Annotated in this window: 19 protein-coding genes; 14 read left to right on the plus strand and 5 right to left on the minus strand. The window is 63.0% G+C overall.

The features are described 5' to 3' along the window. The first annotated feature begins 50 nt into the window (after positions 1-50). Entirely contained in the window at positions 51-1,304 is a 1,254-nt protein-coding gene (locus AB5Y95_RS14765; RefSeq protein ID WP_368161486.1) for a phospholipase D family protein, read from the plus strand. Between the two features lie 477 nt (positions 1,305-1,781). Here the strand turns inward: AB5Y95_RS14765 and AB5Y95_RS14770 are convergent, their stop codons facing one another. Beyond that, positions 1,782-2,900, minus strand: a complete 1,119-nt coding sequence (locus AB5Y95_RS14770; protein ID WP_095591846.1) for a fatty acid desaturase — start codon at positions 2,898-2,900, stop codon at positions 1,782-1,784. Between the two features lie 149 nt (positions 2,901-3,049). Here AB5Y95_RS14770 and fabR point away from each other — a divergent pair, with 149 nt between their 5' ends. Together fabR and AB5Y95_RS14780 are read left to right on the plus strand one after the other, a co-directional pair. Next, entirely contained in the window at positions 3,050-3,670 is a 621-nt protein-coding gene (gene fabR / locus AB5Y95_RS14775) for an HTH-type transcriptional repressor FabR (RefSeq protein ID WP_005308043.1), read from the plus strand. Between the two features lie 20 nt (positions 3,671-3,690). Beyond that, the gene (locus AB5Y95_RS14780; RefSeq protein WP_124250227.1) at positions 3,691-4,056 is read left to right on the plus strand and encodes a YijD family membrane protein; all 366 of its coding nucleotides are present in this window, start codon (positions 3,691-3,693) and stop codon (positions 4,054-4,056) included. A 38-nt stretch (positions 4,057-4,094) separates the two neighbouring features. Here the strand turns inward: AB5Y95_RS14780 and AB5Y95_RS14785 are convergent, their stop codons facing one another. After that, a complete protein-coding gene (locus tag AB5Y95_RS14785; protein WP_368161487.1) occupies positions 4,095-4,406 on the minus strand; it encodes a DUF1145 domain-containing protein in 312 nt (103 codons plus the stop codon). Positions 4,407-4,800: 394 nt separating this feature from the next. Continuing rightward, positions 4,801-5,430: a 16S rRNA (guanine(966)-N(2))-methyltransferase RsmD gene (gene rsmD, locus AB5Y95_RS14790; protein WP_368161488.1), complete on the minus strand. Its 630-nt coding sequence runs from the start codon at positions 5,428-5,430 to the stop codon at positions 4,801-4,803. Positions 5,431-5,540: 110 nt separating this feature from the next. Here rsmD and ftsY point away from each other — a divergent pair, with 110 nt between their 5' ends. From ftsY to hutH, 10 genes are all read left to right on the plus strand, one after another. Then, a complete protein-coding gene (gene ftsY / locus AB5Y95_RS14795) occupies positions 5,541-7,349 on the plus strand; it encodes a signal recognition particle-docking protein FtsY (protein ID WP_368161489.1) in 1,809 nt (602 codons plus the stop codon). Between the two features lie 90 nt (positions 7,350-7,439). Further along, entirely contained in the window at positions 7,440-8,108 is a 669-nt protein-coding gene (gene ftsE / locus AB5Y95_RS14800) for a cell division ATP-binding protein FtsE (RefSeq protein ID WP_005308049.1), read from the plus strand. Further along, entirely contained in the window at positions 8,108-9,064 is a 957-nt protein-coding gene (ftsX, locus tag AB5Y95_RS14805; protein ID WP_368161490.1) for a permease-like cell division protein FtsX, read from the plus strand. Before ftsE ends, ftsX begins: the two co-directional genes overlap by 1 nt. Before the next feature lie 451 nt (positions 9,065-9,515). Then, a complete protein-coding gene (rpoH, locus tag AB5Y95_RS14810; protein ID WP_005308053.1) occupies positions 9,516-10,370 on the plus strand; it encodes an RNA polymerase sigma factor RpoH in 855 nt (284 codons plus the stop codon). Between the two features lie 198 nt (positions 10,371-10,568). Next, entirely contained in the window at positions 10,569-11,228 is a 660-nt protein-coding gene (gene can, locus AB5Y95_RS14815; protein ID WP_005308055.1) for a carbonate dehydratase, read from the plus strand. 11 nt (positions 11,229-11,239) lie between these two features. Then, positions 11,240-11,944, plus strand: a complete 705-nt coding sequence (gene hutC, locus AB5Y95_RS14820) for a histidine utilization repressor (protein ID WP_017783162.1) — start codon at positions 11,240-11,242, stop codon at positions 11,942-11,944. A gap of 155 nt (positions 11,945-12,099) precedes the next feature. Next, on the plus strand, positions 12,100-13,335 hold the full coding sequence (gene hutI, locus AB5Y95_RS14825; protein ID WP_368161491.1) for an imidazolonepropionase: 1,236 nt from the start codon (positions 12,100-12,102) through the stop codon (positions 13,333-13,335). Continuing rightward, entirely contained in the window at positions 13,328-14,266 is a 939-nt protein-coding gene (hutG, locus tag AB5Y95_RS14830; RefSeq protein ID WP_368161492.1) for a formimidoylglutamase, read from the plus strand. The genes hutI and hutG overlap by 8 nt, the downstream gene beginning before the upstream one ends. 45 nt (positions 14,267-14,311) lie before the next feature. Further along, positions 14,312-16,021 carry a urocanate hydratase gene (gene hutU / locus AB5Y95_RS14835; RefSeq protein ID WP_368161493.1) on the plus strand — a complete coding sequence of 570 codons (1,710 nt, stop codon included), beginning with the start codon at positions 14,312-14,314 and terminating at the stop codon, positions 16,019-16,021. Positions 16,022-16,025: 4 nt separating this feature from the next. Further along, a complete protein-coding gene (gene hutH / locus AB5Y95_RS14840; protein ID WP_368161494.1) occupies positions 16,026-17,558 on the plus strand; it encodes a histidine ammonia-lyase in 1,533 nt (510 codons plus the stop codon). Between the two features lie 73 nt (positions 17,559-17,631). Here the strand turns inward: hutH and AB5Y95_RS14845 are convergent, their stop codons facing one another. Continuing rightward, positions 17,632-18,729, minus strand: a complete 1,098-nt coding sequence (locus AB5Y95_RS14845; protein WP_005308064.1) for a calcium:proton antiporter — start codon at positions 18,727-18,729, stop codon at positions 17,632-17,634. Positions 18,730-18,936: 207 nt separating this feature from the next. After that, complete coding sequence (locus tag AB5Y95_RS14850) at positions 18,937-20,472, minus strand: EAL domain-containing protein (protein ID WP_026141111.1); 1,536 nt, start codon at positions 20,470-20,472, stop codon at positions 18,937-18,939. A 547-nt stretch (positions 20,473-21,019) separates the two neighbouring features. On the opposite strand from AB5Y95_RS14850, the gene AB5Y95_RS14855 reads away from it, so the two are divergent. Next, entirely contained in the window at positions 21,020-22,948 is a 1,929-nt protein-coding gene (locus AB5Y95_RS14855; RefSeq protein ID WP_005308066.1) for an RNase E specificity factor CsrD, read from the plus strand. Positions 22,949-22,995: the final 47 nt, after the last annotated feature.

Below are 22,995 nucleotides of genomic sequence, written 5' to 3' on the forward strand. Positions count from 1 at the left end.
AGGCCCTTAGCCAGCGTTATGCCATTTCCTCATGACAGGCGGATGACGCCATGATCCCCGCTGAATTTGCCCTGATCGACCAGCCCGAGCTGGCGCTCAAGCTGCGCTGTCAGCTGATCCGCGGCGCCAGAAGCCGGATCCAGGCCCAGTACTACAGCTGGGAGGAGGACAGCAGCGGCAAGCTGCTGCTGTCGGAGCTGCTGCATGCCGCCAAACGCGGGGTGCGGGTGCAGCTGCTCATCGATGACCTCTATGCCGGCGACAACCGCTTCCTGGAGATGGTGGCCCACCAGCCGGGCATCGAGGTGCGTCTGTTCAATCCCTTCTGGTTGCGCGGCTGGCGGCCACTGACCCTGCTGCTGGAAGGGCTGCTCAGCTTTCGCCGCATCAATCACCGCATGCACAACAAGCTGCTGCTGGTGGATGGCAGCCAGGCGGTGATCGGTGGTCGCAATATCGGAGATCGTTACTTCGGACTTGGCGGTGCCCCCCAGTTCGTCGATCTGGATCTCGCCTGTCGTGGCCCGCTCTGCCAGCGGGTCGAGCAAGGGTTCGATCAATTCTGGCGCAGCCGCTGGAGCCACCCGATCCGCCGTCTGTTGCGCCGCCCGCTGCAACGGGCCGAGGTGCAGGTGGTGAACGACTTCCTGCTGACCCTGAACGAGCCGCAGATCGCGGCCGTCTATGATCTGCCCGCCGGCCTGTTCGATCCCGAGCCCATTCCTCTGCGCTGGCATGCCGGGCGGGCCGAGGTGTGGTTTGACCGCCCCGGCAAGGGGCTGGTATCCCGGCCCACCACGGCGCGCCTGCTCTGGCGCAAACTGGCCGACAATCAGGGCACATTGCGCCTGGTCACCCCCTATCTCATCCTGACCCGGGGGCTGCGCCGCCGACTCAGGCAGCAGCGCCAGGCGGGGGTGACCATCGACATCCTGACCAACTCCCTGGCCAGCACGGATGTGCCGCTGGTGTACGGCGCCTACCGCCGTCATCGTCCCTGGCTGATACGCCAGGGCATAGCGCTGTCGGAGCTGGAGGGGGCGTCCCTCAGCCTGCACGCCAAGCTGATCCTGGTGGGGGAGGAGGAGGCGCTGCTCGGCAGCTTCAATCTGGATCCGCGCTCCCTGCTGCTCAACACCGAGCTGGTACTGCATCTGGCCTGCCCCGCGCTGTGCGCGGAGTTGCAGCAGTGGCTGACGACCTGGCAGCAGCGTTCATCCCACTCGGTGGCTGCCCCGCCCTCGACCCTGCGCCGCCTGCTGGCCAGGGTCAGTGACTGGTTGCCGTTGCAGCGCTGGTTGTGAGTGGATCACGGCTTGTGCGAGATCTCGCAAAGCCTTGTGCGCCTTCGAGGATAACGTTTGCCATCCAATGGCGATGGGGTGATTTATCGTATTGTTTTTAATCAGATTGTTTTCTGGTTGAAGTTGGATGAGCGGCAGATGCTTGCATAGATGGCCAAATATATCGGTTTTTTATTTTATTTATCTGCGTAATATTTCAACTGCAAGGACAACACGATGGCTTGCCGTCGTGCGGAAGAGGGTCGTGAAGGGAATCGGCCGACTGGATCGCTCCAGCCGGAGCCTGCTTCAGATGGGTAGCGGAAACTCAGGAAACAGGAGAGGAACCCGACGGGACCGGATTCCAATATGGAACATGCTATTTGCGAGGGGGTGACATGCGAGTGTCACCCCATTTTTTTATGGCCTGCTGGCTGGGCTGAACAAAAAGACCGCCGATTGGCGGTCTTTTTGTTTGTGTCGTCTGACGGTCTATGGTCAGGCGATGCCTGCCAACAGGCGGCTCCAGTTGCGTTTGGCCACGGTGAAGGCATCGTGCAGGCTGCGATACTCCAGCTGCAGTTTCAGCTGATCGTAACGGGCCAGCGCCTTGCGCTTGCGCTGCTCCAGCAGGCGTTTGCGGCTGGCGTAGTAGTGCTGCAGCTGCTGGCTCAGCTTGTCGTACTCCTCTTGCAGCAATGCCTGCCACAGCTCCCTGTCGTCCTGTCTGTGCAGCCTGGCCTGGGCCCGTTTCAGCTGCATCTCCAGCCTGGCCTGCTCGATCCGCTCTTCCGGGCAGGCGCGCAGATCCCGTGCCAGCCCGCACCAGGCGGCACTGCGGATCAGCCACTTGGTAGGATCGAACTGCCACCAGCGGATGCCGTTGCGATAGTCGTTCTCGAACAGGTGGTGGAAGTTGTGGTAGCCCTCGCCGAAGGTGAAGAAGGCCAGGATGCCGTTGTCCCGCGCGCTGTTGCGGTCGGTGAAGGGCTGACTGCCCCAGATGTGGGCCAGCGAGTTGATGAAGAAGGTGGTGTGATGGGTCATCACCATGCGCAGCACCCCGGCCAGCAGCAGCATGCCGAGCAGATCGCCGTGGACGAGCCCCAGCAGCAGCGGGATGCCGATGTTGGTGGCCAGGGTCAGCGCCAGATAGTGCTTGTGCTGGAAGGCGACCACGGGGTTGTTCTGCAGATCTCGCACGTTGCTGTAGTCGTGGTAGATGTCGCGCTGATATTCCCGCAGCATCCAGCCGATGTGGGAGAACCAGAAACCGCGGCCCGCACTGTAAGGATCCTTCTGGTTGTCATCCACGTGGCGGTGGTGGCGACGATGATCGGAAGACCAGTGCAGCGCCGAGTTTTGCAGGGCGAGGGCCCCGCCGATGGCGAAGATCCACTGCAGGAGCGGGTGCGCCTTGTAGGCCTTGTGCGACCAGAGCCGGTGGTAGCCGGCGGTGATGGAGATGCCGCAATAGCAGAACAGCAGCAGGAAGCTGCCCCACTGCCAGAGGTCATAGCCATGGGTCATGCCGTACCAGGGCACGGCGATCAGGGCGGTCAGCCCGGAGAGGGCGAACAGCAGGGTGTTGGTCATGATGATCGGGGGGCGTTCCATCTCACTAGGTTCCTTTCAGCGAACAGCTGTGCGCTATTTTCCATGCAGCCGGAATTGGGGTCAATGGTAAAAAAGTAGGAGACAAACCTGATCCTGGCGCAGCCTTCGGGTTATCATTTGGCCTCGATAACCTGAAGGTGACTGTTTTCGTGGGTATTCGCGCGCAACAAAAAGAAAAAACCCGGCGTACTCTGATCGAGGCGGCGTTCAGCCAACTGTGCGCCAATCGCAGCTTTTCCAACCTCAGTCTGCGGGAAGTGGCGCGGGAGGCCGGCATTGCGCCTACCTCCTTCTATCGTCATTTTCGCGACATGGAGGAGCTGGGGCTGACCCTGGTGGATGAAGGCGGCCTGACCCTGCGCCAGTTGATGCGCCAGGCGCGTCAGCGCATCGCGGGTGGCGGCAGCGTCATCAGCACCTCGGTACAGACGTTCATGGAGTTCGTCGAGAACAACCCGAACATCTTCCGGCTGCTGCTGCGCGAGCGCTCCGGCACCTCTGCTGCATTTCGCCAAGCAGTGGCGCGGGAGATCCAGCACTTCATCGCCGAGCTGACCGACTACCTCGAAGCCACCACGGGGGCGCCGCGGGAAGAGGCCTACATCCAGGCCGAGGCCATGGTGACCATCGTCTTCAGTGCCGGTGCTGACGCCCTCGACATGACCAGCGAGGAGTGCCGGGCCCTGTCCGATCGGACCATCCGTCAGCTGCGCATGATCGCCATGGGCGCCGAGGTCCAGAACCAGAAGCGCCGTGAACCTCTCTCTTAAGTCAAAGGATGGACAGCTCCATGCATGACCAGAACACGATTCCGAAGAAACCCCTGCTGCTGGCCCTGATCATCGGCATCTGTGGTGATGCCTCCCTGACGGTCTTGTCAGAGTCGGCGGTGCCCTTCTCCTTCTTCCCGATGATCGCCTTCGTGCTGGCCGCCTATCAGCTCTACCAGCACTACCGTCATGTCTCACTGGAGGGCAACACCCCGGTCTGCATGCTGCTCAGCTTCTTCATCGGCGTGTTCGGCCATTCGGCGCTGGTCAAGGTGCAGTACCCAGAGCTTGGCAGCAACTTCTTCTCGCTGATCATGATGTTGCTGCTGCTGGCTGTGCTCTCCATCAAGCTCGGTATCAGCGTGGGGAAAAAAGAGAAGGAGTGACCAGCACTCCTTCCATCACCACAATGACAGAGCCGGGATCACCCGGCTTTGTTGTCTTCGCCGCGCCGCTTGGCATCGACGATGGCCTGCAGCCTGGCGCGGATCTCAACCATGCCGAATACCCCGAACACCAGCACCTGGGCGAACTCGAGCCGGCTCACCGCGAAGTAGGGCTTGCAGGCTGCCTTGACCATGCTGGCTTGCACCCAGTGCATCAGGATCACGATCACGCCGCACACCGGCAGGAAGCCGTTGAGCTTGCCCGGCAGCTGGGCGATCAGGCTGACCAGCACGCCGAACCAGAAGAACAGGATCAGACCCATCGCCAACAGATTAAACACCCGCTTCATCGTTTACCTCCCGCACATAGCATTGATAGCAGACCTGATTTGATCGGCCTGTTTGTCCTTGAGTCGTTGTCCAGATTGACGGGGAGGGGCTCGTGCCCATCTTCCCCAGTCACCCGGCTGTTAAACCGCGGCGTCATTCTTGCTCTCCCGCAGATAGAGCTGGTAGCAGACCTGGTTTGATCGACCTGCTTGTCTTTGAGCCTTTGTCCAGATTGACGGGGAGGGGCTCGTGCCCATCTTCCCCAGCCACCCGGCTGTTAAACCGCGGCGTCATTCTTGATCTCTCGCAGATAGAGCTGGTAGCAGACCTGGTTTGATCGACCTGCTTGTCCTTGAGCCGTTGTCCAGATTGACGGGGAGGGGCTCGTGCCCATCTTCCCCAGCCACCCGGCTGTTAAACCGAGGTGTCATTGTTGATGTCCCGCAGATAGAGCTGGTAGCAGACCTGACCCGCTTGCTTGTCCTTGAGCAGTTGCCAGCTGGCCGGCAGCGGCAGATCGGCCATCTCCTTCTCCCGCTCCAGATAGATGAGGGCGTCCGGCGCCAGCCAGCCGCGCTGCTCCAGCAGCTCGCACACCTGGGGCAGCAGCTCGCGGCGAAAGGGGGGGTCGAGAAACACCAGGTCGAACGGCGTGGCCGGCCCCTGCAGCCAGCTGACGGCATCGGCCTGGATCACCTGGCCCTGGCTGCTGCCGAGGGTGGTCAGGTTCTTCTTGATCTGCTCGGCGGCGCCCCTGTCCATCTCGATCAGGGTGACCTGCTCGGCGTAACGCGACAGCGCCTCCAGCCCCAGGCCGCCGCTGCCGGCGAACAGATCCAGGCAGCGGGTGCCGCGCACATGGGGAGCCAGCCAGTTGAAGATGGTCTCCTTGACGCGATCCGTGGTGGGTCTGAGTCCTTCCACATCCCTGACCGGCAGTTTGCGGCCTCGCCACTGGCCGCTGATGATTCTTACAAAGCCCGATTTCCCCTGCGGGGTTGGGCTCTTGCTCGGGCCGTTACGGCTGGATTTCACTCTGGGCATCGCGTTTCGTCGTCAGAAAATAAAGTGATAGTATAAGGCGGTTCATTTTTATGCCGACCCGCCGAGGGACGGCTATCTTAGCAGTCAGCCTTTGATGTGAGTATTTTTAGATGGCAAAAGGTTTGTTTTCCTGGCTGGGTTTCGGCCGCAAGAAAGAAGAGGCTGAGGCTGTCCAACCACAGACACCGCAAGCCACCCCGACTACCGTTGAGCCCGACGTTGCGGCTCACCCGGCTCCCGTTTCCGAGACGACTGTTTCCGATAGTACGCCGGCCGTCGCTGCTGAAGTGCCCGCCAGCGCACAGAATTCCGTTTTGCACGATGATTGCTGCCCGCCTGCCGAGCTGGACGACCATGGTCCGCTGGTGGTGGAGGAGTGTGCCTCCGATCTGGAGCCGGTGATCGTCAATGAAGCCCTGATCGCCGAAGAGGAGCGTGCGGCTGCCGAGGCGCAAGCTGCCGAGGCTGCCCGGGTTGCGGCCGATCTCAAGGCGGCGGAAGAAGCCCGCCTTGCCGCTGCCGCTCAGGCTGTAGAAGAGGCTCGCATTGCCGCCGAAGCCTGTGCCGCGCAAGAGGATCGCGTTGCCGCCGAAGCTCGTGCGGCAGAGGAGGCTCGCATTGCCGCCGAGGCCCGCGCCGCAGAGGAGGCTCGCGTTGCCGCCGAAGCCCGCGCCGCAGAAGAGACCCGTCTTGCCGCCGAAGCCCGCGCGGCAGAAGAGGCTCGCATTGCCGCCGAAGCCCGCGCCGCAGAAGAGGCCCGTATCGCAGCCGAAGCCCGCGCCGCAGAAGAGGCTCGCCTTGCTTCCGAAGCCCGTGCCGCAGAAGAGGCTCGTATTGCCGCCGAAGCGCAGGCTGCCGAGGAAGCCCGGATCGCCAAAGAGGCCCAGCGGGCGGAAGATCTGCGCCTGGTGGCCGAGATGGAGGCTGAGGCTGCCGCACTGGCCGCACTGCCACTGGCAGCCAAGGTGGACGACGACACCCAGGACAAGCCGCAGCGGGAGGGCTTCTTCGCTCGCCTCAAGCGTAGTCTGGTGCGCACCAAGGAGAATATCGGTTCCGGCTTCTTCGGCCTGTTCCGTGGCAAGAAGATCGACGACGAGCTGTTCGAGGAGCTGGAGACCCAGCTGCTGACCGCCGATCTCGGTGTCGACACCACCACCCGTATCATCGAGGGGCTGGTGCAGCACGCGGATCGCAAGCAGCTCAAGGATGCCGAGGCACTCTACGGCCTGCTCAAGCAGGACATGGGCGAGATGCTGGCCAAGGTCGAGCAGCCGCTGGTGATCGACACCGACAAGAAGCCTTACGTGATCCTGATGGTGGGCGTGAACGGGGTCGGCAAGACCACTACCATCGGCAAGCTGGCCAAGCAGTTCCAGGCCGAGGGCAAGAGTGTGATGCTGGCCGCTGGCGACACCTTCCGTGCCGCCGCCGTCGAGCAGTTGCAGGTGTGGGGTCAGCGCAACAACATTCCGGTGATTGCCCAGCACACCGGCGCCGACTCCGCCTCCGTCATCTATGATGCCATCGAGGCCGCCCGCTCGCGCGGGGCCGACGTGCTGATCGCCGATACCGCCGGCCGCCTGCAGAACAAGAGCAACCTGATGGAAGAGCTCAAGAAGGTGGTGCGGGTGATGAAGAAGCTAGACGATGCGGCGCCCCACGAAATCATGCTGACCCTGGACGCCGGCACCGGCCAGAACGCCCTGAGCCAGGCCAAGCTGTTCAGCGAGGCGGTGGGCCTGACCGGCATCACCCTCACCAAGCTGGATGGCACCGCCAAGGGCGGCGTCATCTTCGCGGTGGCCGACAAGTTCCAGATCCCGATCCGCTACATCGGGGTGGGCGAGGGGATCGACGATCTGCGTCCGTTCGTCGCCAACGACTTTATCGAGGCGCTTTTCAGTCGCGAGGAGTGAGTGTCTTCGCGATGAGCAAGCTCGGGCGCCGTGAGTTGAGCGCCCCCTGCCCCGACCCAGGTCGGGGCTTGTCACTGTCAGGGAACCGTTATGATCCGTTTTGACAAGGTCAGCAAGGTTTACAGCGGCGGCCATCAGGCGCTGCAGAAGGTCAGTTTTCATCTGCGCAAGGGGGAGATGGCCTTTCTGACCGGGCACTCGGGCGCAGGCAAGAGTACCCTCCTCAAACTCATCAGCGTAATGGAACGGCCGACCGACGGCCGCGTCTTCTTTCATGGCGATGACGTCAGCCATATCAAGCGGGGGGAGATCCCCTACGTGCGCCGCCAGATCGGCATGATCTTCCAGGATCACCGCCTGCTGATGGACAGAACCGTGTTCGACAACGTGGCGTTGCCGCTGGTGATCGACGGCTACAGCCATGGGGACATCAACAAGCGGGTGGCCGCTGCGCTCGACAAGGTGGGGCTGCTCGGCAAGGAGCGCTACCAGCCGCGCATGCTCTCCGGCGGTGAACAGCAGCGGGTCGGCATCGCCCGCGCCATCGTCAACAAACCGCCGCTGCTGCTGGCGGATGAGCCGACCGGCAACCTGGATCCCCAGCTCTCCATGGACATCATGCGGCTGTTCGAGGAGTTCAACCGCTTCGGCGTCTCCGTGCTGATTGCCACCCACGATCTGGGGCTGATTGCCCGCATGCGCTATCGCACCCTGACCCTCAAGGCGGGTCGCATGTATTCGTCCGGGGAGGAGCTCTGATGGCCATTCGTGCGCGTCACAAACAGCCGCCGCTGCGGCGTTTCATGATGTACTGGGTCGACCACGCCCGCCAGGCCTTTGCCAGTCTGGGGGAGCTGTGGCGGAATCCGCTCGCCTCGCTGATGACCCTGGCGGTGCTGGGGGTCAGCCTGGCGCTGCCCTCCTGCTTCCACGTGCTGCTGAAAAACGCCGAGGTGGTGGAGGGGAGCTGGCAGACCAGTTCCCAGATCTCCCTCTACCTGCGCAAGGATCTGCCCGAGCAGAACATCCTCGACATGAAGCAGCGGGTCCTGCTCTATCCGGAGGTGGAGTCGGTCACCTACATGAGCCGGGATGAGGCGCTCAAGGAGTTTCGCGAGATCTCCGGCTTTGGCGATGCGCTCGACTACCTCGACAGCAACCCGCTGCCGCCGGTGTTGAGCGTGATCCCGGATCCGCGCTGGCAGAACCCGGAAGGGGCGGCCGAGCTGCTCAACAAGCTGAGCAACGAAGACGGGGTCGAGCAGGGCAAGCTGGATCTGCAGTGGCTGACCCGGCTGCAGGGGATCATGAACCTGCTGCGCCACACCATCACCGGCATCGCCGTGCTGCTGCTCTCCGCGGTATTGCTGATTGTCGGTAACACCTTGCGCCTGAATATCCTCAACCAGCGTTCCGAGATCGAAGTGCTCAAGCTGGTGGGGGCGACCGATGCCTTTATCCATCGTCCCTTCCTTTATACCGGCATCTGGTTCGGGGTTATTGGCGGCATGCTGGCCTGGTGGCTGACCGAGGTGATGGTGATCTGGAGCGAAGGGGTGGTGAAGGAGCTGGCGGGTCTCTACAACAGCAACTTCCGGCTGGTGGGCATGGGAGCGGTGGACGGGATCAACCTGATCCTGCTGGGGGCCCTGCTGGGGCTGATCGCCTCCTGGTTTTCGGTCCATCGCCACATTCGCGACATCGAACCGTCCTGATTAATTTATCAGCGTTTCAAAGCGCTGGATTTTGCGACCTGGATCAAGTAAAAGAGTGGCCGTTTCTGGCACGGCCACCGTTCTGGGAGTAATCTGGATAGCACCAGTCTTCAGGATCTTCTCTGGATCCTGTGAACCTTCTGATTTATAAGCAGTCTACAATTGCGAAGAATTTATACGGGTGTGGCCCCTATGCCTTGCTCGTCTGACTTGGCAAGCATGTGAAGGTTGCGAGCTCCGCAACAATGGACTTAGCATGCTACTTTTCGGGGGTCCTTCATTGTGACCCCCTTTTTTTGACTGTTCATTCATGATTCATCCTGCCGGCCTAAGATGATTCCGGTTCAGACATGCCAGTCATGTTTGATGCAGGCCGCAGAATGGCGTCCGGTCAGTAGACAGGCCCTCTCAGGGTGTTAGACTGATTCGATTGAAAAGTAAGAGGTAGAACATGGGAACTTCATTGCAGCGCACTATGGCTCTGATTCCGCAAGGTAGTCTGGAAGGCTATATCCAGGCAGTAAACTCGATTCCGGTGCTGAGCGCAGAGGAAGAGCGTGAGCTGGCTGAGCGTTTGCAGCAGGAAGGCGATCTCGAGGCTGCCCGTCAGCTCGTTATGTCGCACCTGCGTTTTGTCGTTCACGTCGCCAAGAGTTATGCCGGTTACGGTCTGCCCCAGGCCGATCTGGTGCAGGAAGGCAACATAGGCCTGATGAAGGCGGTCAAGCGCTTCGACCCGAGCGTCGGCGTGCGTCTGGTCTCCTTCGCGGTGCACTGGATCAAGGCCGAAATCCACGAATACGTGCTGCGCAACTGGCGCATGGTCAAGGTGGCGACCACCAAGGCCCAGCGCAAGCTCTTCTTCAACCTGCGCAAGTCCAAGAAACGCCTCGGCTGGCTGAACCACGAAGAGGTGCAGGCCGTGGCTGCCGACCTCGGCGTCTCCGCCGCCGACGTCACCGAGATGGAAGCGCGCATGAGCAACTACGATCAGGCGTTCGATCTGGTCGGTGATGAGGACGAAGAGGGCGGTTTTGCGCCGGTCCACTATCTGGAGGACAAATCCTCCGATCTGGCGGCCACCATCGAGAACGACAACTGGGACGATCATGCGACCCGTCGTCTGAGCTCGGCCCTGGCCACCCTGGATGAGCGCAGCCAGCACATCATCCGCGCCCGCTGGCTGGACGATGACAGCAAGACCACCCTGCAGGAGCTGGCCGATACCTACGGCGTCTCCGCCGAGCGGGTGCGTCAGCTTGAGAAAAACGCCCTCAAGAAGCTGAAGGATGCGATGGAAGCATAATCCTGTGCGCCGGGCGGGTGCGTCAGCTTGAGCAGCACGCGCCCAGGCAGCTGAGAGATACGAGGGAGGCCTGATGCCTCCTGATGAAAACAGGGCCTGATGGCCCTGTTTTTGTTTGACGGGGATCTGGTCGGCCTTGCCTTGGTTACCCTTGTGTATGGTATGTTGCCGCCACTGCCACAGTAGGGAGAGCAGATAGTGAAACTCTTGAACGACTTGTTTACCAACAACCGCGAGTGGGCGGAACGGATCAAGGCTGAGGATCCCGAATTCTTTGCTACCCTCTCCGCCCAGCAGGCCCCCGAATACCTCTGGATCGGCTGCTCCGACAGCCGGGTACCCGCCAACCAGCTGATGGGGCTGCTGCCGGGGGACGTGTTCGTCCACCGCAACGTCGCCAACCTGGTGGTACACACCGACTTCAACTGCCTCTCGGTGCTGCAATACGCGGTCGAGGTGCTCAAGGTGAAGCACATCATCGTCTGCGGCCATTACGGCTGCGGCGGCGTCAAGGCGGCGATGCAGAACCAGGAGCTGGGGCTCATCGACAACTGGCTGCGCAACATCAAGGATGTCTACTTCAAGTATCGCGAGCAGCTAGATGCCATCGAGGATGAGCACGAGCGCTTTGACTACCTGTGCGAGCTGAACGTGGCCGAGCAGGTTGCCAACGTCTGCCACACCACCATCATCCAGAACGCCTGGCGCAAGGGGCAGGAGCTGGCGGTACACGGCTGGATCTACGGCATCAAGGACGGTCTGCTGCACGATCTCGATCTCTGCATCAGCGGGCCTGAGCAGATCCCGGACGTCTATCGCGCCTGGCCGGACATGCGTCCGCCCCATCGCCGTCGCTGAGGAGCATTCCGTTGGCACCGGCCCTCTATCTGCAGATCAAGCAGCACATCCTGGACGGGATCCGCGAACGCCACTATCAGGCGGGTGACCGGATCCCGACCGAGGCCGCCCTGTGCGAGCAGTTCACCGTGAGCCGGATGACGGTCAACAAGGCGCTGCGCGAACTGGTGGCCGAGGGCTGGCTGGTGCGCACCGCCGGCTCCGGCAGTTTCGTGGCGGATCGGCGCACCGAGTCGCCGCTGCTGGCCATTCGCAACATCGCCGACGAGATCGCCGAGCGGGGCAGCGAGTACAGCGGCCGGGTGATCCGGCTGCAACGCCAGGCCGCCGACGAGAAGGTGGCAGTGCAGCTGGGGCTGCGGGTCGGGGCGCCCATCTTTCACAGCCTCATCGTCCATCAGGCCGACGGTGAGCCGCTGCAGCTGGAGGAGCGCTTCGTCGATGCCGAGCGGCTGCCGGAGTATGGCGAGCAGGATTTTGCCAGCCAGACCCCCAACCGTTATCTGATGGAGGTCTGCCCCCTCTCCGAGATGGAACACGTGGTGGAGGCGGTGCTGCCGAGCGCCGGAGAGGCCGGCTTGCTGCAGGTACGGGTCGACACCCCCTGCCTGTTGCTGCATCGGCGTACCTGGTCCGACGGTTATCTGGTCTCCTATGCCCGCCTGCTCTCGCCAGGCTCCCGCTACAAGTTGAGCTCCAAGACCAGTCTCATCTAATTGTATATACATATCATTTTTGACAAAGCCCGCCTCTGGCGGGCTTTTTTGTGTTTAAGCTCTAATGAACACGCTGTTATCAAGATGTGAACTTGATCCTTTCTTTCCCGTCAGAGATCGGATATAAGTTAATGTATATACATTTAGAGGTCGGTATGAACAAGGAACTGTTGAACTGCGAGCGGGTCTGGCTCAACGTGACACCCGCCACCCTGCGCTCCGATCTGGCCGACTACGGTCTGCTGGAGCCCCATGCCCTCGGCGTTCATGAGGGGAGGATCCACGCCCTGGTGCCCATGCAGGATCTCAAGGGCCCCTATCCCGCCCATTGGCAGGACATGAAGGGCAAGCTGGTTACCCCCGGCCTCATCGATTGCCACACTCACCTCATCTTCGCCGGCAGCCGCGCCGAAGAGTTCGAGCTGCGCCAGAAGGGTGTGCCCTATGCGGAGATCGCCCGCAAAGGCTGCGGCATCATCAGCACGGTGCGTGCCACCCGTGCCGCCAGCGAAGATCAGCTGTTTGAGCTGGCGCTGCCACGGATCAAATCGCTGATCCGGGAAGGGGTCACCACGGTGGAGATCAAGTCCGGCTACGGCCTCACCCTGGCAGACGAGCTCAAGATGCTGCGGGTGGCCCGCCGGCTGGGAGAGGCGCTGCCGATCCGGGTCAAGACCACCCTGTTGGCAGCCCATGCAGTGCCGCCGGAGTATCGCGACGATCCCGACTCCTGGGTCGAGACCATCTGTCAGGAGATCATCCCGGCTGCCGCCGAAGCGGGCCTGGCCGATGCGGTGGACGTCTTCTGTGAACACATCGGCTTCTCGCTGGCCCAGACCGAGCAGGTCTATCTGGCGGCGGATCAATATGGTCTGGCGGTGAAGGGGCACATGGATCAGCTCTCCAACCTGGGGGGCAGCACGCTGGCCGCCAACTTCGGCGCCCTCTCGGTGGATCATCTGGAGTACCTGGATCCGGAAGGGGTCCAGGCGCTGGCTCACCGCGGCGTGGTCGCGACCCTGCTGCCCACCGCCTTCTATTTCCTCAAGGAGACCAAGCTGCCGCCGGTCACCGCCTTGCGCAAGGCGGGAGTGCCGATGGCGGTCTCCTCCGACATCAACCCGGGCACGGCCCCCATCGTCTCCCTGCGCATGGCCATGAACATGGCCTGCACCCTGTTCGGCCTGACCCCGGTGGAGGCCATGGCCGGGGTGACCCGTCACGCCGCCCGCGCGCTTGGCGAGCAGGAGCAGCTGGGACAGCTCAGGGTCGGCATGCTGGCGGATTTCCTGGTCTGGAACTGCGGCCATCCGGCCGAACTCAGCTACCTCATCGGCGTCGATCAGCTGGTGAGCCGGGTGGTCAACGGGGAGGAGACCTTGCATGGATAAGATCAACGGGATCGACATGTCGGTCTGGCAGGGGCGTCAGGATCCGGAAGACGGTGAACTGGCCCTGCGCTGGCATGACAGGGTGCTGCCCTGGCTGGGACGCGGTGAACCCGGCGTGGTACTGCTCGGCTTCGCCTGTGACGAAGGGGTGCGCCGCAACAAGGGGCGCGTCGGCGCCGCCAGTGCGCCGCTGGCGGTGCGCAAGCTGCTCGCCAACACGGCCTGGCATCTGGGCCAGCCCGTCTACGACGGCGGCGATGTGCACTGCGAGGATGGCGATCTCGACGCCGCCCACGAGCGGCTGGCCGAGCGGGTCGCCACAGCCCTGGAGCAGGGCCAGTTTCCGCTGGTGCTGGGGGGCGGCCACGAGGTGGCGTTTGGCAGCTGGAGCGGCCTCAACCGCCATCTGGGCGGCCGTGGCAGGGTGGGCATCATCAACTTCGACGCTCACTTCGACCTGCGCATGAAGCTGGAGCAGGCGAGTTCCGGCACCCCCTTCTTCCAGATTGCCGAGCAGTGCGTCGCCCAGGGCTCGCCTTTTACCTACGCCTGCCTCGGGGTGGCCGAGACCGTCAACACCGCGGCCCTGTTTGCCCGTGCCGAGGCGCTGGGGGTGTGGCACGTGCTGGACGAGGCGATGACGCCGACCGAGCTGCCAGTCTTGCTCAACGGGCTGGATGCCTTTATCGCCCGCTGTGACCACCTCTATCTGACCATCGATCTGGACGTGCTGCCCGCCGCCGTGATGCCGGGGGTAAGTGCCCCTGCAGCCCGCGGCGTGGAGCTGGCTGTCATCGAACCGCTGATCGCCCATATCCGGGCCAGCGGCAAGCTCAGGCTCGCCGATCTGGCCGAGTACAACCCGAACCTGGATCAGGACAACCGCAGCGCCCGCGTGGTCGCGCGCCTGGTCCACCAGTTGACCAAGTAGCGGCGCACCGCGCCGCCTGACCGTATCGCTAAACAAGGAGTGTCTATGTCTGTACAACACCAGGATCCCCGCCACGATCCGAGCCGGATCATCCGTGCTCCCCACGGCACCCAGCTGACTGCCAAGAGCTGGCTCACCGAGGCGCCCCTGCGGATGCTGATGAACAACCTGGATCCGGAAGTGGCCGAGCATCCCCAGTCCCTGGTGGTGTACGGCGGCATCGGTCGCGCCGCCCGCAACTGGGCCTGCTACGACAAGATCGTCGAGGTGCTGACCCGCCTCGAGGAGGATCAGACCCTGCTGGTGCAATCCGGCAAGCCGGTCGGCGTGTTCCAGACCCACAAGGACGCACCGCGGGTGCTGATCGCCAACTCCAACTTGGTGCCGCACTGGGCCAACTGGGAGCACTTCAACGAGCTCGACAAGAAGGGCCTGATGATGTACGGCCAGATGACCGCCGGCTCTTGGATCTACATCGGCACTCAGGGCATCGTGCAGGGCACCTACGAGACCTTCTTCGCCGTGGCCAACCAGCACTTCAACGGCGAGCCCAAGGGGCGCTGGATCCTGACCGGGGGCCTGGGTGGTATGGGCGGTGCCCAGCCGCTGGCCGCCACCATGGCCGGCTTCTCGATGATCGCCGTGGAGTGCGACGAGACCCGCATCGATTTTCGCCTCAAGACCCGCTACGTCGACAAGAAGGCCTACAGCCTGGATGAGGCGTTGGCCATGGTCGAGGAAGCCAAACAGAGCGGCACTGCCGTCTCCGTCGGCCTGCTCGGCAATGCCGCCGACGTCTTCGCCGAACTGGTGGCCCGCGGCATCACGCCGGACGTGGTGACCGACCAGACCTCAGCCCACGACCCGATCCACGGCTACCTGCCCCAGGGCTGGAGCGTGGCCCAGTGGCGCGACCTGCAAAAGAGCGCGCCGCAAGAGGTCAATGTGGCCGCCCGCCGCTCCATGGCTCGCCAGGTGGAGGCCATGCTGACCCTGCAGGCCCGCGGCGCCGCCACGCTCGATTACGGTAACAACATTCGCCAGATGGCGCTGGAAGAGGGGGTCAAGAATGCCTTCGACTTCCCGGGCTTCGTGCCGGCCTACATCCGCCCGCTATTCTGCGAGGGCATTGGCCCGTTCCGCTGGGTGGCGCTCTCCGGCGACCCGGAAGACATCTACAAGACCGATCAGAAGGTGAAGGAGCTGATCCCGGACGATCCCCACCTGCACAACTGGCTCGACATGGCCCGCGAGCGCATCGCCTTCCAGGGCCTGCCGGCGCGGATCTGCTGGGTCGGGGTCAAGGATCGGGTGCGCCTGGGCCTGGCCTTCAACGAGATGGTGAAGAACGGCGAGCTGAAAGCCCCCGTCGTCATCGGCCGCGACCACCTGGACTCCGGCTCGGTGGCGAGCCCGAACCGTGAGACCGAGTCCATGATGGACGGCTCCGACGCCGTCTCCGACTGGCCGCTGCTCAACGCCCTGCTCAACACAGCCGGCGGGGCGACCTGGGTCTCCCTGCACCACGGTGGCGGTGTCGGCATGGGCTTCTCCCAGCACTCCGGCGTGGTGATCGTCTGTGACGGCACCGACGACGCCGCCAAGCGGGTCGGTCGCGTGCTGCGTAACGACCCGGCCACCGGGGTGATGCGTCACGCCGATGCCGGCTACGAGATTGCCATCAACTGTGCCGTTGATGAGAAACTGGATCTGCCGATGATTGACGGCGCCAACGGTGTCAAAGGAAAGGTGTAACACCATGTTTGAACTGACTATTACCCCGGGCGAGCTGGATCTCGCCACCCTGCGCCGCGTCAGCCGCGAGCCGGTACACGTTTCGCTGGATCCCGCCGCTCTGGCGGGGATCCACGCCTCCGCCGCCGTGGTCACCAAGGTGATCGAGCAAAACCGGGTGGTGTATGGCATCAACACCGGCTTTGGCCTCCTGGCCAACACCCGGATTCCGGTGGAGCAGCTGGACGAGCTGCAGCGCTCCATCGTGCTCTCCCATGCCGCCGGTATCGGCGAATACATGGATGACGCCACCGTGCGGCTGATGATGGTGCTCAAACTCAACTCCCTGGCTCGCGGCTTCTCCGGCATCCGGCTGGTGGTGCTGGAGGCCCTGATGCGCCTCATCAACGCCGAGGTCTATCCGGTGGTGCCGAAGAAGGGCTCCGTCGGCGCCTCCGGCGACCTGGCGCCGCTGGCCCACATGAGCTGCCTGCTGATAGGTGAAGGCAAGGCGCGCCACAAGGGCGAGCTGATCGACGCCACCACGGCCCTCAAGATTGCAGGCCTGGAGTCCATTGCGCTGGCACCGAAAGAGGGATTGGCCCTGCTCAACGGCACCCAGGCGAGCACCGCCTTCGCGCTGGAAGGGCTGTTCCACGCCGAGGATCTCTACGCCGGCGCCATCACCATAGGCGCCATGAGCGTGGAGGCGGCCCTTGGCAGCCGCCGGCCATTCGATGCCCGCATCCACGCGGTGCGCGGTCAGCGCGGGCAAGAAGACGCGGCCGCCTGCTACCGCCACCTGCTGGTGGATGGCAGCGAGATCGGCATGTCCCACCACAACTGCGAGAAGGTGCAGGATCCTTACTCATTGCGCTGCCAACCCCAGGTGATGGGCGCCTGCCTGACCCAGATCCGTCAGGCCGCCGAGGTGCTGGTGTGCGAGGCCAATGCGGTCTCCGACAACCCGCTGGTGTTTGCCGAGGATGAGGACATTCTCTCCGGCGGCAACTTCCACGCAGAACCCGTGGCCTTCGCCGCCGACAACCTGGCGCTGGCCATCGCCGAGATAGGCTCGCTCTCAGAGCGTCGCATGGCGCTGCTGATCGACTCGCGCATGTCCGGTCTGCCGGCCTTCCTGGTCAACAACGGCGGGGTGAACTCCGGCTTCATGATCGCCCAGGTCACCTCGGCGGCGCTCGCCTCCGAAAACAAGACCCTGGCCCACCCGGCCTCGGTGGACAGTCTGCCCACCTCCGCCAACCAGGAGGACCACGTCTCCATGGCCACTTTCGCCGGTCGCCGGCTGGCGGATATGGCCGAGAACACCCGCGGCATCCTGGCGGTGGAGCTGCTGGCGGCAGCGCAAGGGTTGGATTTCCGCGCACCGCTGCGTTCCACCGAGCTGGTGGAGCTGGCCAAGGGCCGCCTGCGCGAAGAAGTCAGCTTCTACGACAAGGACAGGTACTTCGCGCCGGACATCGAGGCGGCCGCCGCCCTGCTGGGCCGTGCCAGCTACAACGACCTGATCCCGGCCGGCGTGCTGCCGAGCCTGTAAGCGGCCATCCAGCTCATAACAGAAGACCGCCCATCGGGCGGTCTTCTCGTTGCTGGGGTTGATGATCCAGCGGTTATTCGTGCTCGAACATCAGGAACAGGTAGACCACGAACAACACCAGGTGGGTAGCCCCGTGCAGCGCATTGGTGCGGCCGCTGCTGAAGGTTACCTTGCACACCATGAGAGTGGTGATGAGTAGCACCATGTCGGCGGCTGAGAGGCCCAGACGAACCTCCTGTCCCAGCATGGCGCCGATGAACAACACGGCGGGCACGGTGAGGGCGATGGTGGCCAGCACAGAGCCGAAGTAGAGATTCATGGCCCGCTGCAGCTGGTTGTTGAAGGCCGCCTTGATGGCGCCGACCGCCTCGGGGGCCAGCACGATACAGGCGACGATGAAGCCCCCCAGCGCCGGCGGAGCCGCCAGCACCTTGACCCCGTGGTTGATGGGAATGGCGAGGGTCTTGGCCAGCAGGATCACCACCACCAGATAGGCGAGCAGCAACAGGGTGTGGTAGACGTTGCTCTGCAGCGGGCCGTGGTGCTCTTCGTAATCCTCGTGATCGCTGTCGATGAAGAAGTGGCTGTGGCTGCGGGTCTGGATCAGCAGGAAGACGCCGTAGAGCAGCACAGAGATGATGATCAGCATCCAGGACATGGCGCTCGACATGCTGCCGATGTTGCCCCCCTCGGTGAAGTTGGGCAGTACCAGACAGAGCAGCGCCAGCGGAATGATGGCCACCAGATAGGATTTGACCCCGTCCAGATTGAAGCTCTGGGTGTGGTAGCGCCAGCCGCCAAACAGCAGGGTGAAGCCCACCAGGCCGTTGGTCACCAGCATCACCACCGCAAACATGGTGTCGCGGGCCATCACCGGATTGGGTTCGCCGGTCAGCATGACCGAGGAGATCATCACCACCTCCAGCGAGATGACAGACAGGGTCAGGATCAGGGTGCCGAAGGGTTCGCCCAGCTTGATGGCAAGGGCATCGGAGTGGCGCACCACCGAGAAGATGGCCCAGGTGACGATGGCAAGCAGCACGGCCGACACCGGAAGATAGATCCCGAGCGGAGTTGTCTCTGTCAGCAGGTCGCTACCGAGCGTCTTGAAGAAGAGCAGGGTGAGCAGGCCGACGGGCAGGGCAATCTCTTGCCGGATAAATGACTTCATAGGCAGTGGTTCTCATCTCGGGGCGGCGTGAGCCGACGGGTATGGAGCAGGATGGCACGTCACCGCAGTGACGGCCCTGCCAATGATAAAGGCTGTTGTCCGCGCAAGGAAAAAACATTTTGTTGCAAGATATGAGGGAGACGCATCCTCACCCGCTGCCAGTGCAGAGTGGTGCTCGCCTGTGCGATCGAGAGGGCAGATGCTGGCTCAGCGCTCGCCCCCGTGGTTCTGGTACCAGGCCAGCAACCAGATCTTCAGCTTGGTCAGGGCCATGGGCGGGGCATAGACGTAACCCTGGATCAGGTGCACGCCGTGCTGGTCGAGATATTCCACCTGATCCTGGCGTTCGACCCCCTCGGCAATCATCTCCATGCCCGACTCGCGGCCAAAGGCGATGGTGGCATCCAGCACGCTGCGTTTGAGATCGTCTGTGCCTATGGTGTCGACGAACATCTTGTCGATCTTGATCTGGCGGATGCCGAGTCGCTGCAGGTAGGCGAAGCCGCCGTAACCGGTGCCGAAGTCATCCAGCTTGAAGTGGTAGCCCCGCTGCTGCAGGGCGCCGATCTCGGCGCTCGCCGTCTCGATGTCGGTGATGGGCTTGCGCTCGGTCAGCTCGAAGGTGAGCTGGGCGGGAGAGGGCCAGCCGTGGCGCAGCAGCAGGTTGCGCAGGTGCGGTTGCTCCAGGTGGGAGGCCACTATGTTGACGCTGACCCACTGGCCGGGGATGAGCTTGGGCAGGTCGGTGATGACTTTTTCCAGCAGCTGGCTGGTCATGGGCAGGATCAGCTCCTGCTCTTCTGCATAGTCGATGAAGGCCCCTGGCGGGATCAGGCCGCCGCCCCGCTGCCAGCGCAGCAGCGCCTCGAATCCCACCACCTGCTGGCTGCGGCTGTCCACCACGGGTTGGTAGAAGGGGACGAACTCCCGCCGCGCCAGCCCGGCCTGCAACAATCCCTTGAGAGAGCGCCGGTAGTTGCGCAGCCCCCAGTAGGCCGCAACCAGCAGGGCCCCGACGGCGGCGCCGCACCAGAGCCCGTAGTAGCGGGCCTGCTGCAGGGCGTACTGCTCGAGCGCCCGGCCGGCCCACAGGGTCTGCCGGATCTGCTCGTGGGGATCGAGAAAACTGAGGCTGAGGCTTTGACTGCCCGCCTCCTCCTTGATGGCGCTGTCGCCGCGGGGGAAGGTCGGGCTGGAGCCCCCCGGTTGCAGCTGGCTGAATTCGAGGTAGAAGCAGTTGGCGCAGGGATATTGCAGCAGAGCGTGGCTCCAGCTGTTGCTCAGCACCCAGTAGACTATGTTGCCGCCGCTGCGGTAGTAGGCGACTATCTCCTGTTCGGTGTTGAAGCGGGCCTGGGTGGCCGCGATCCCGAAAGCATCCTGATTGGGGTAGGGGGGCAGCTCGGCCAGGGTGAAGGGCAGATCCATCCCCAGGCTGGAACAGCCGCCACCGGAGGCGAGCAGCAGCCCCTGGATGCGGATATGTTCGTTGTAAAAACGGGGGGCCCGCAGCAACGCCATGTCCTGCTCGCCGCAGTCAAAATGGAACTGCACCAGCTGGTTGCGGATGCTCTCGTCCAGTACCTGATGGCGCTCCACCAGGGCGGCATTGATCTCCTCTTTCTTCTTCTGCAGCAGCTGGTGGGCCAGGGTGCCGCCGAGCAGCTGGCTGAGGGGCAGACTGGCCAGCAGCGGCAGGCAGAACAGCAACAGAGTGAGCCAGAGTGGGGAGATGGTTCGCAAGGGGCACCTGCCTGATGGGCGAATAGGATGCATATGAGTGGCATCATCATAGTGCATTAGCTGCATCGATTTGAGCGGAGGCGATCACACTTGTGTCGTAGATTTATAATCTGCTGATAAATAATGGTTTTATAAAATCGGCTGCTGAAGATTCAATCGCTGACCTGTCATAAATGACAATTGTCCAGCTTATCTGAAGTGGCTAGAGTAGCCGTGCGGTTTGACTCACCGTGTGTTCAATACTCCTGTATCTGTTTTTTTGTCAGTAGCACAGAGTGTTAGTTTTGATATGAGTGTTTCTTTTGGTCCCCTCTGCGGGACCATTTTTCTGCCTGTCATTCGGCCATGGCCCTGAGCTCTGCCTCCCTTTCTCTTCCTTGATCCTCCTTTTTTGGCCGCCACCCTGTCCGGGGCTTGGTGTTCTCGCACCTGTTTGGGTATGCTCGCCCGCTTAATTCCAGAAGCGGGATCTTCGTCCATAGGCGCGCTTCAAGGTTGGCTGATACGATGAAGCCACATGGAAGTTGTCGGGCATACGGAAAGGTACATGAAACTGACCACCCAGCTTGTCTCGTTTATTACCCTGTGCGTCATCGCGGCCATGGCCATGGTGCTGCTTGGCGGGGTGTTCAGCTTTCGCGAGCTGGGCATGGAGCTGCAGCAGAAGAAGGTCAACTCCCTGGTGGAGATCATCGACAAGCAGCTGGAGATCGCCGACGATCATCAGGATCTCACCCGCTGGCTGCCGACCCTGCTGCGCTCGGCCCACGTGGTTGAGCTGGAGATCCGCCAGAACAAGCAGCGGATCTACTGGTTTCGCGACGTGCAGCAGCCGACCGACGAGAGCCTGCTGATCCCCTATCACCAGGCCATTCCCCATCAACCCGACATGCAGGCCGACTTCAAGCTGGAGCGGCCGTTCAAGGAGTTCGAGTACTCCATCAAGGCCATGTCCGGCATCTCCCTCGGCATCTTCATCGTGGTATTCGGCCTCTGGTACTCCATCCGCTGGCTGCGTTTGCAACTGCGCGGGGCCGAGCTGCTGGCGGAGCGGGCCCAGCTGATCCTGGACGGCAAACTGACCAAGCTGGCCCACGATCCGGCCGACGAGTGGCCGCAGTCAGCCAGCCAGGCCCTCGACTATCTGCTGGCCGAGCTGGCGGATGCCCGCAAGGAGCGCAGCCGCTTCGACAACTTCATCCGCAGCAACGCCTTCGTCGACAAGCTGACCGGCATCGGCAACCGGCTGTTCTTCGACAACCGGCTGGAGAGCGCCATCATGGAGGCGAGCGTGATGAGTGGCGGCGTGCTGCTGATCGAGCTGGCCGGGCTGGAGGAGCTGGATCCCGAGCTGAACGGCCGCCAGAGTCAGGATCTGCTGATGGAGGCGAGCGCCTCCATTGCCGCCTTCGTGCGCAAGCACAGCGGTGCCCTGCAGGCGCGCTATGCCGGCCAGGTGTTTGCGGTGCTGCTGCCCAACATGTCGGAGAGCGAGATGGTGGATGCCGCCGGCCAGCTGCACAAGAGTCTGCAGCGGCTGCACTGGCCCGAGGCGGTCAATGCCGACACCGCCGTCTATCTGGGGGCGGTCTGCTATCAGGCCGAGGACTCCCTGCTCAAGGTGCAGGAGGAGGCGGAGCTGGCGCTCAAGAGCGCGCAGCTGCAGGGCCACACCGGCTGGTTCCTCTACGAGAAGCAGCTGGACGAGGAGCAGAGCAGCAAGGGTACGGTGCGCTGGCGCACCCTGATCGGCCGACGCATCGAGGAGCACGGCATCGACTTCTACGTGCAGCCGGTGCAGCAGGAGCGGGATCAGGTGGTGCTGCAGCAGGATCTGCTGATCCGGATCCACGACGAGCAGGGGCGGGAGCTGCAGGCCGGCGTCTTCATGCCGATGGCGGAGAAGGCGGGGCTGCTGCTGCCGCTGGATCGGCTGGTGGCACAGCAGACTCTCACCCTGTTGCGTCAGCGCTCCGAGCAGAGCTGTCCCATCAGCCTGACTCTCTGTGCCCAGAGCCTGCTGCACCGGGAGTTCCAGCGCTGGCTGTTCTTCGATCTGTTCCAGCTGCCGCGCAGCACCAATGAGCGGTTGATCCTGCAACTCTCCGAGGCCCAGGTGACCCGCCACTACGAGGCGCTCAAGCGGCCGCTGCGGGCGCTGCGCATGCTGGGCTGCCAGCTGGCCATCGATCATGCCGGCCAGGACGTGGTGAGCACCCAGTACATCAAGGAGTTCGAGATCAACTTCCTCAAGCTGCATCCCAGCCTGGTGCGCGAGATCCACACCCGCCAGGTCAACCAGATGGCGGTGCGCAGCCTGGTGGGGGGCTGTGCCAATACCCGCACCCGGGTCATCGCCGTGGGGGTGGAGAGCGGCGACGAGTGGAAGATGCTGCGCCACCTCGGGGTGCACGCCGGGCAGGGCCCCTGGTTCGCCGAGCCACAGCGGCTGGTGCTGGAACCGGCCGGCGCCTGACGGAGACAAGAGAGGGTCGCCCGGGCGACCCTCTCTTTTTTTGTGGT

Source organism: Aeromonas sp. R5-3 (genome assembly GCF_040908225.1).
GTDB classification, from domain to species: domain Bacteria; phylum Pseudomonadota; class Gammaproteobacteria; order Enterobacterales; family Aeromonadaceae; genus Aeromonas; species Aeromonas dhakensis.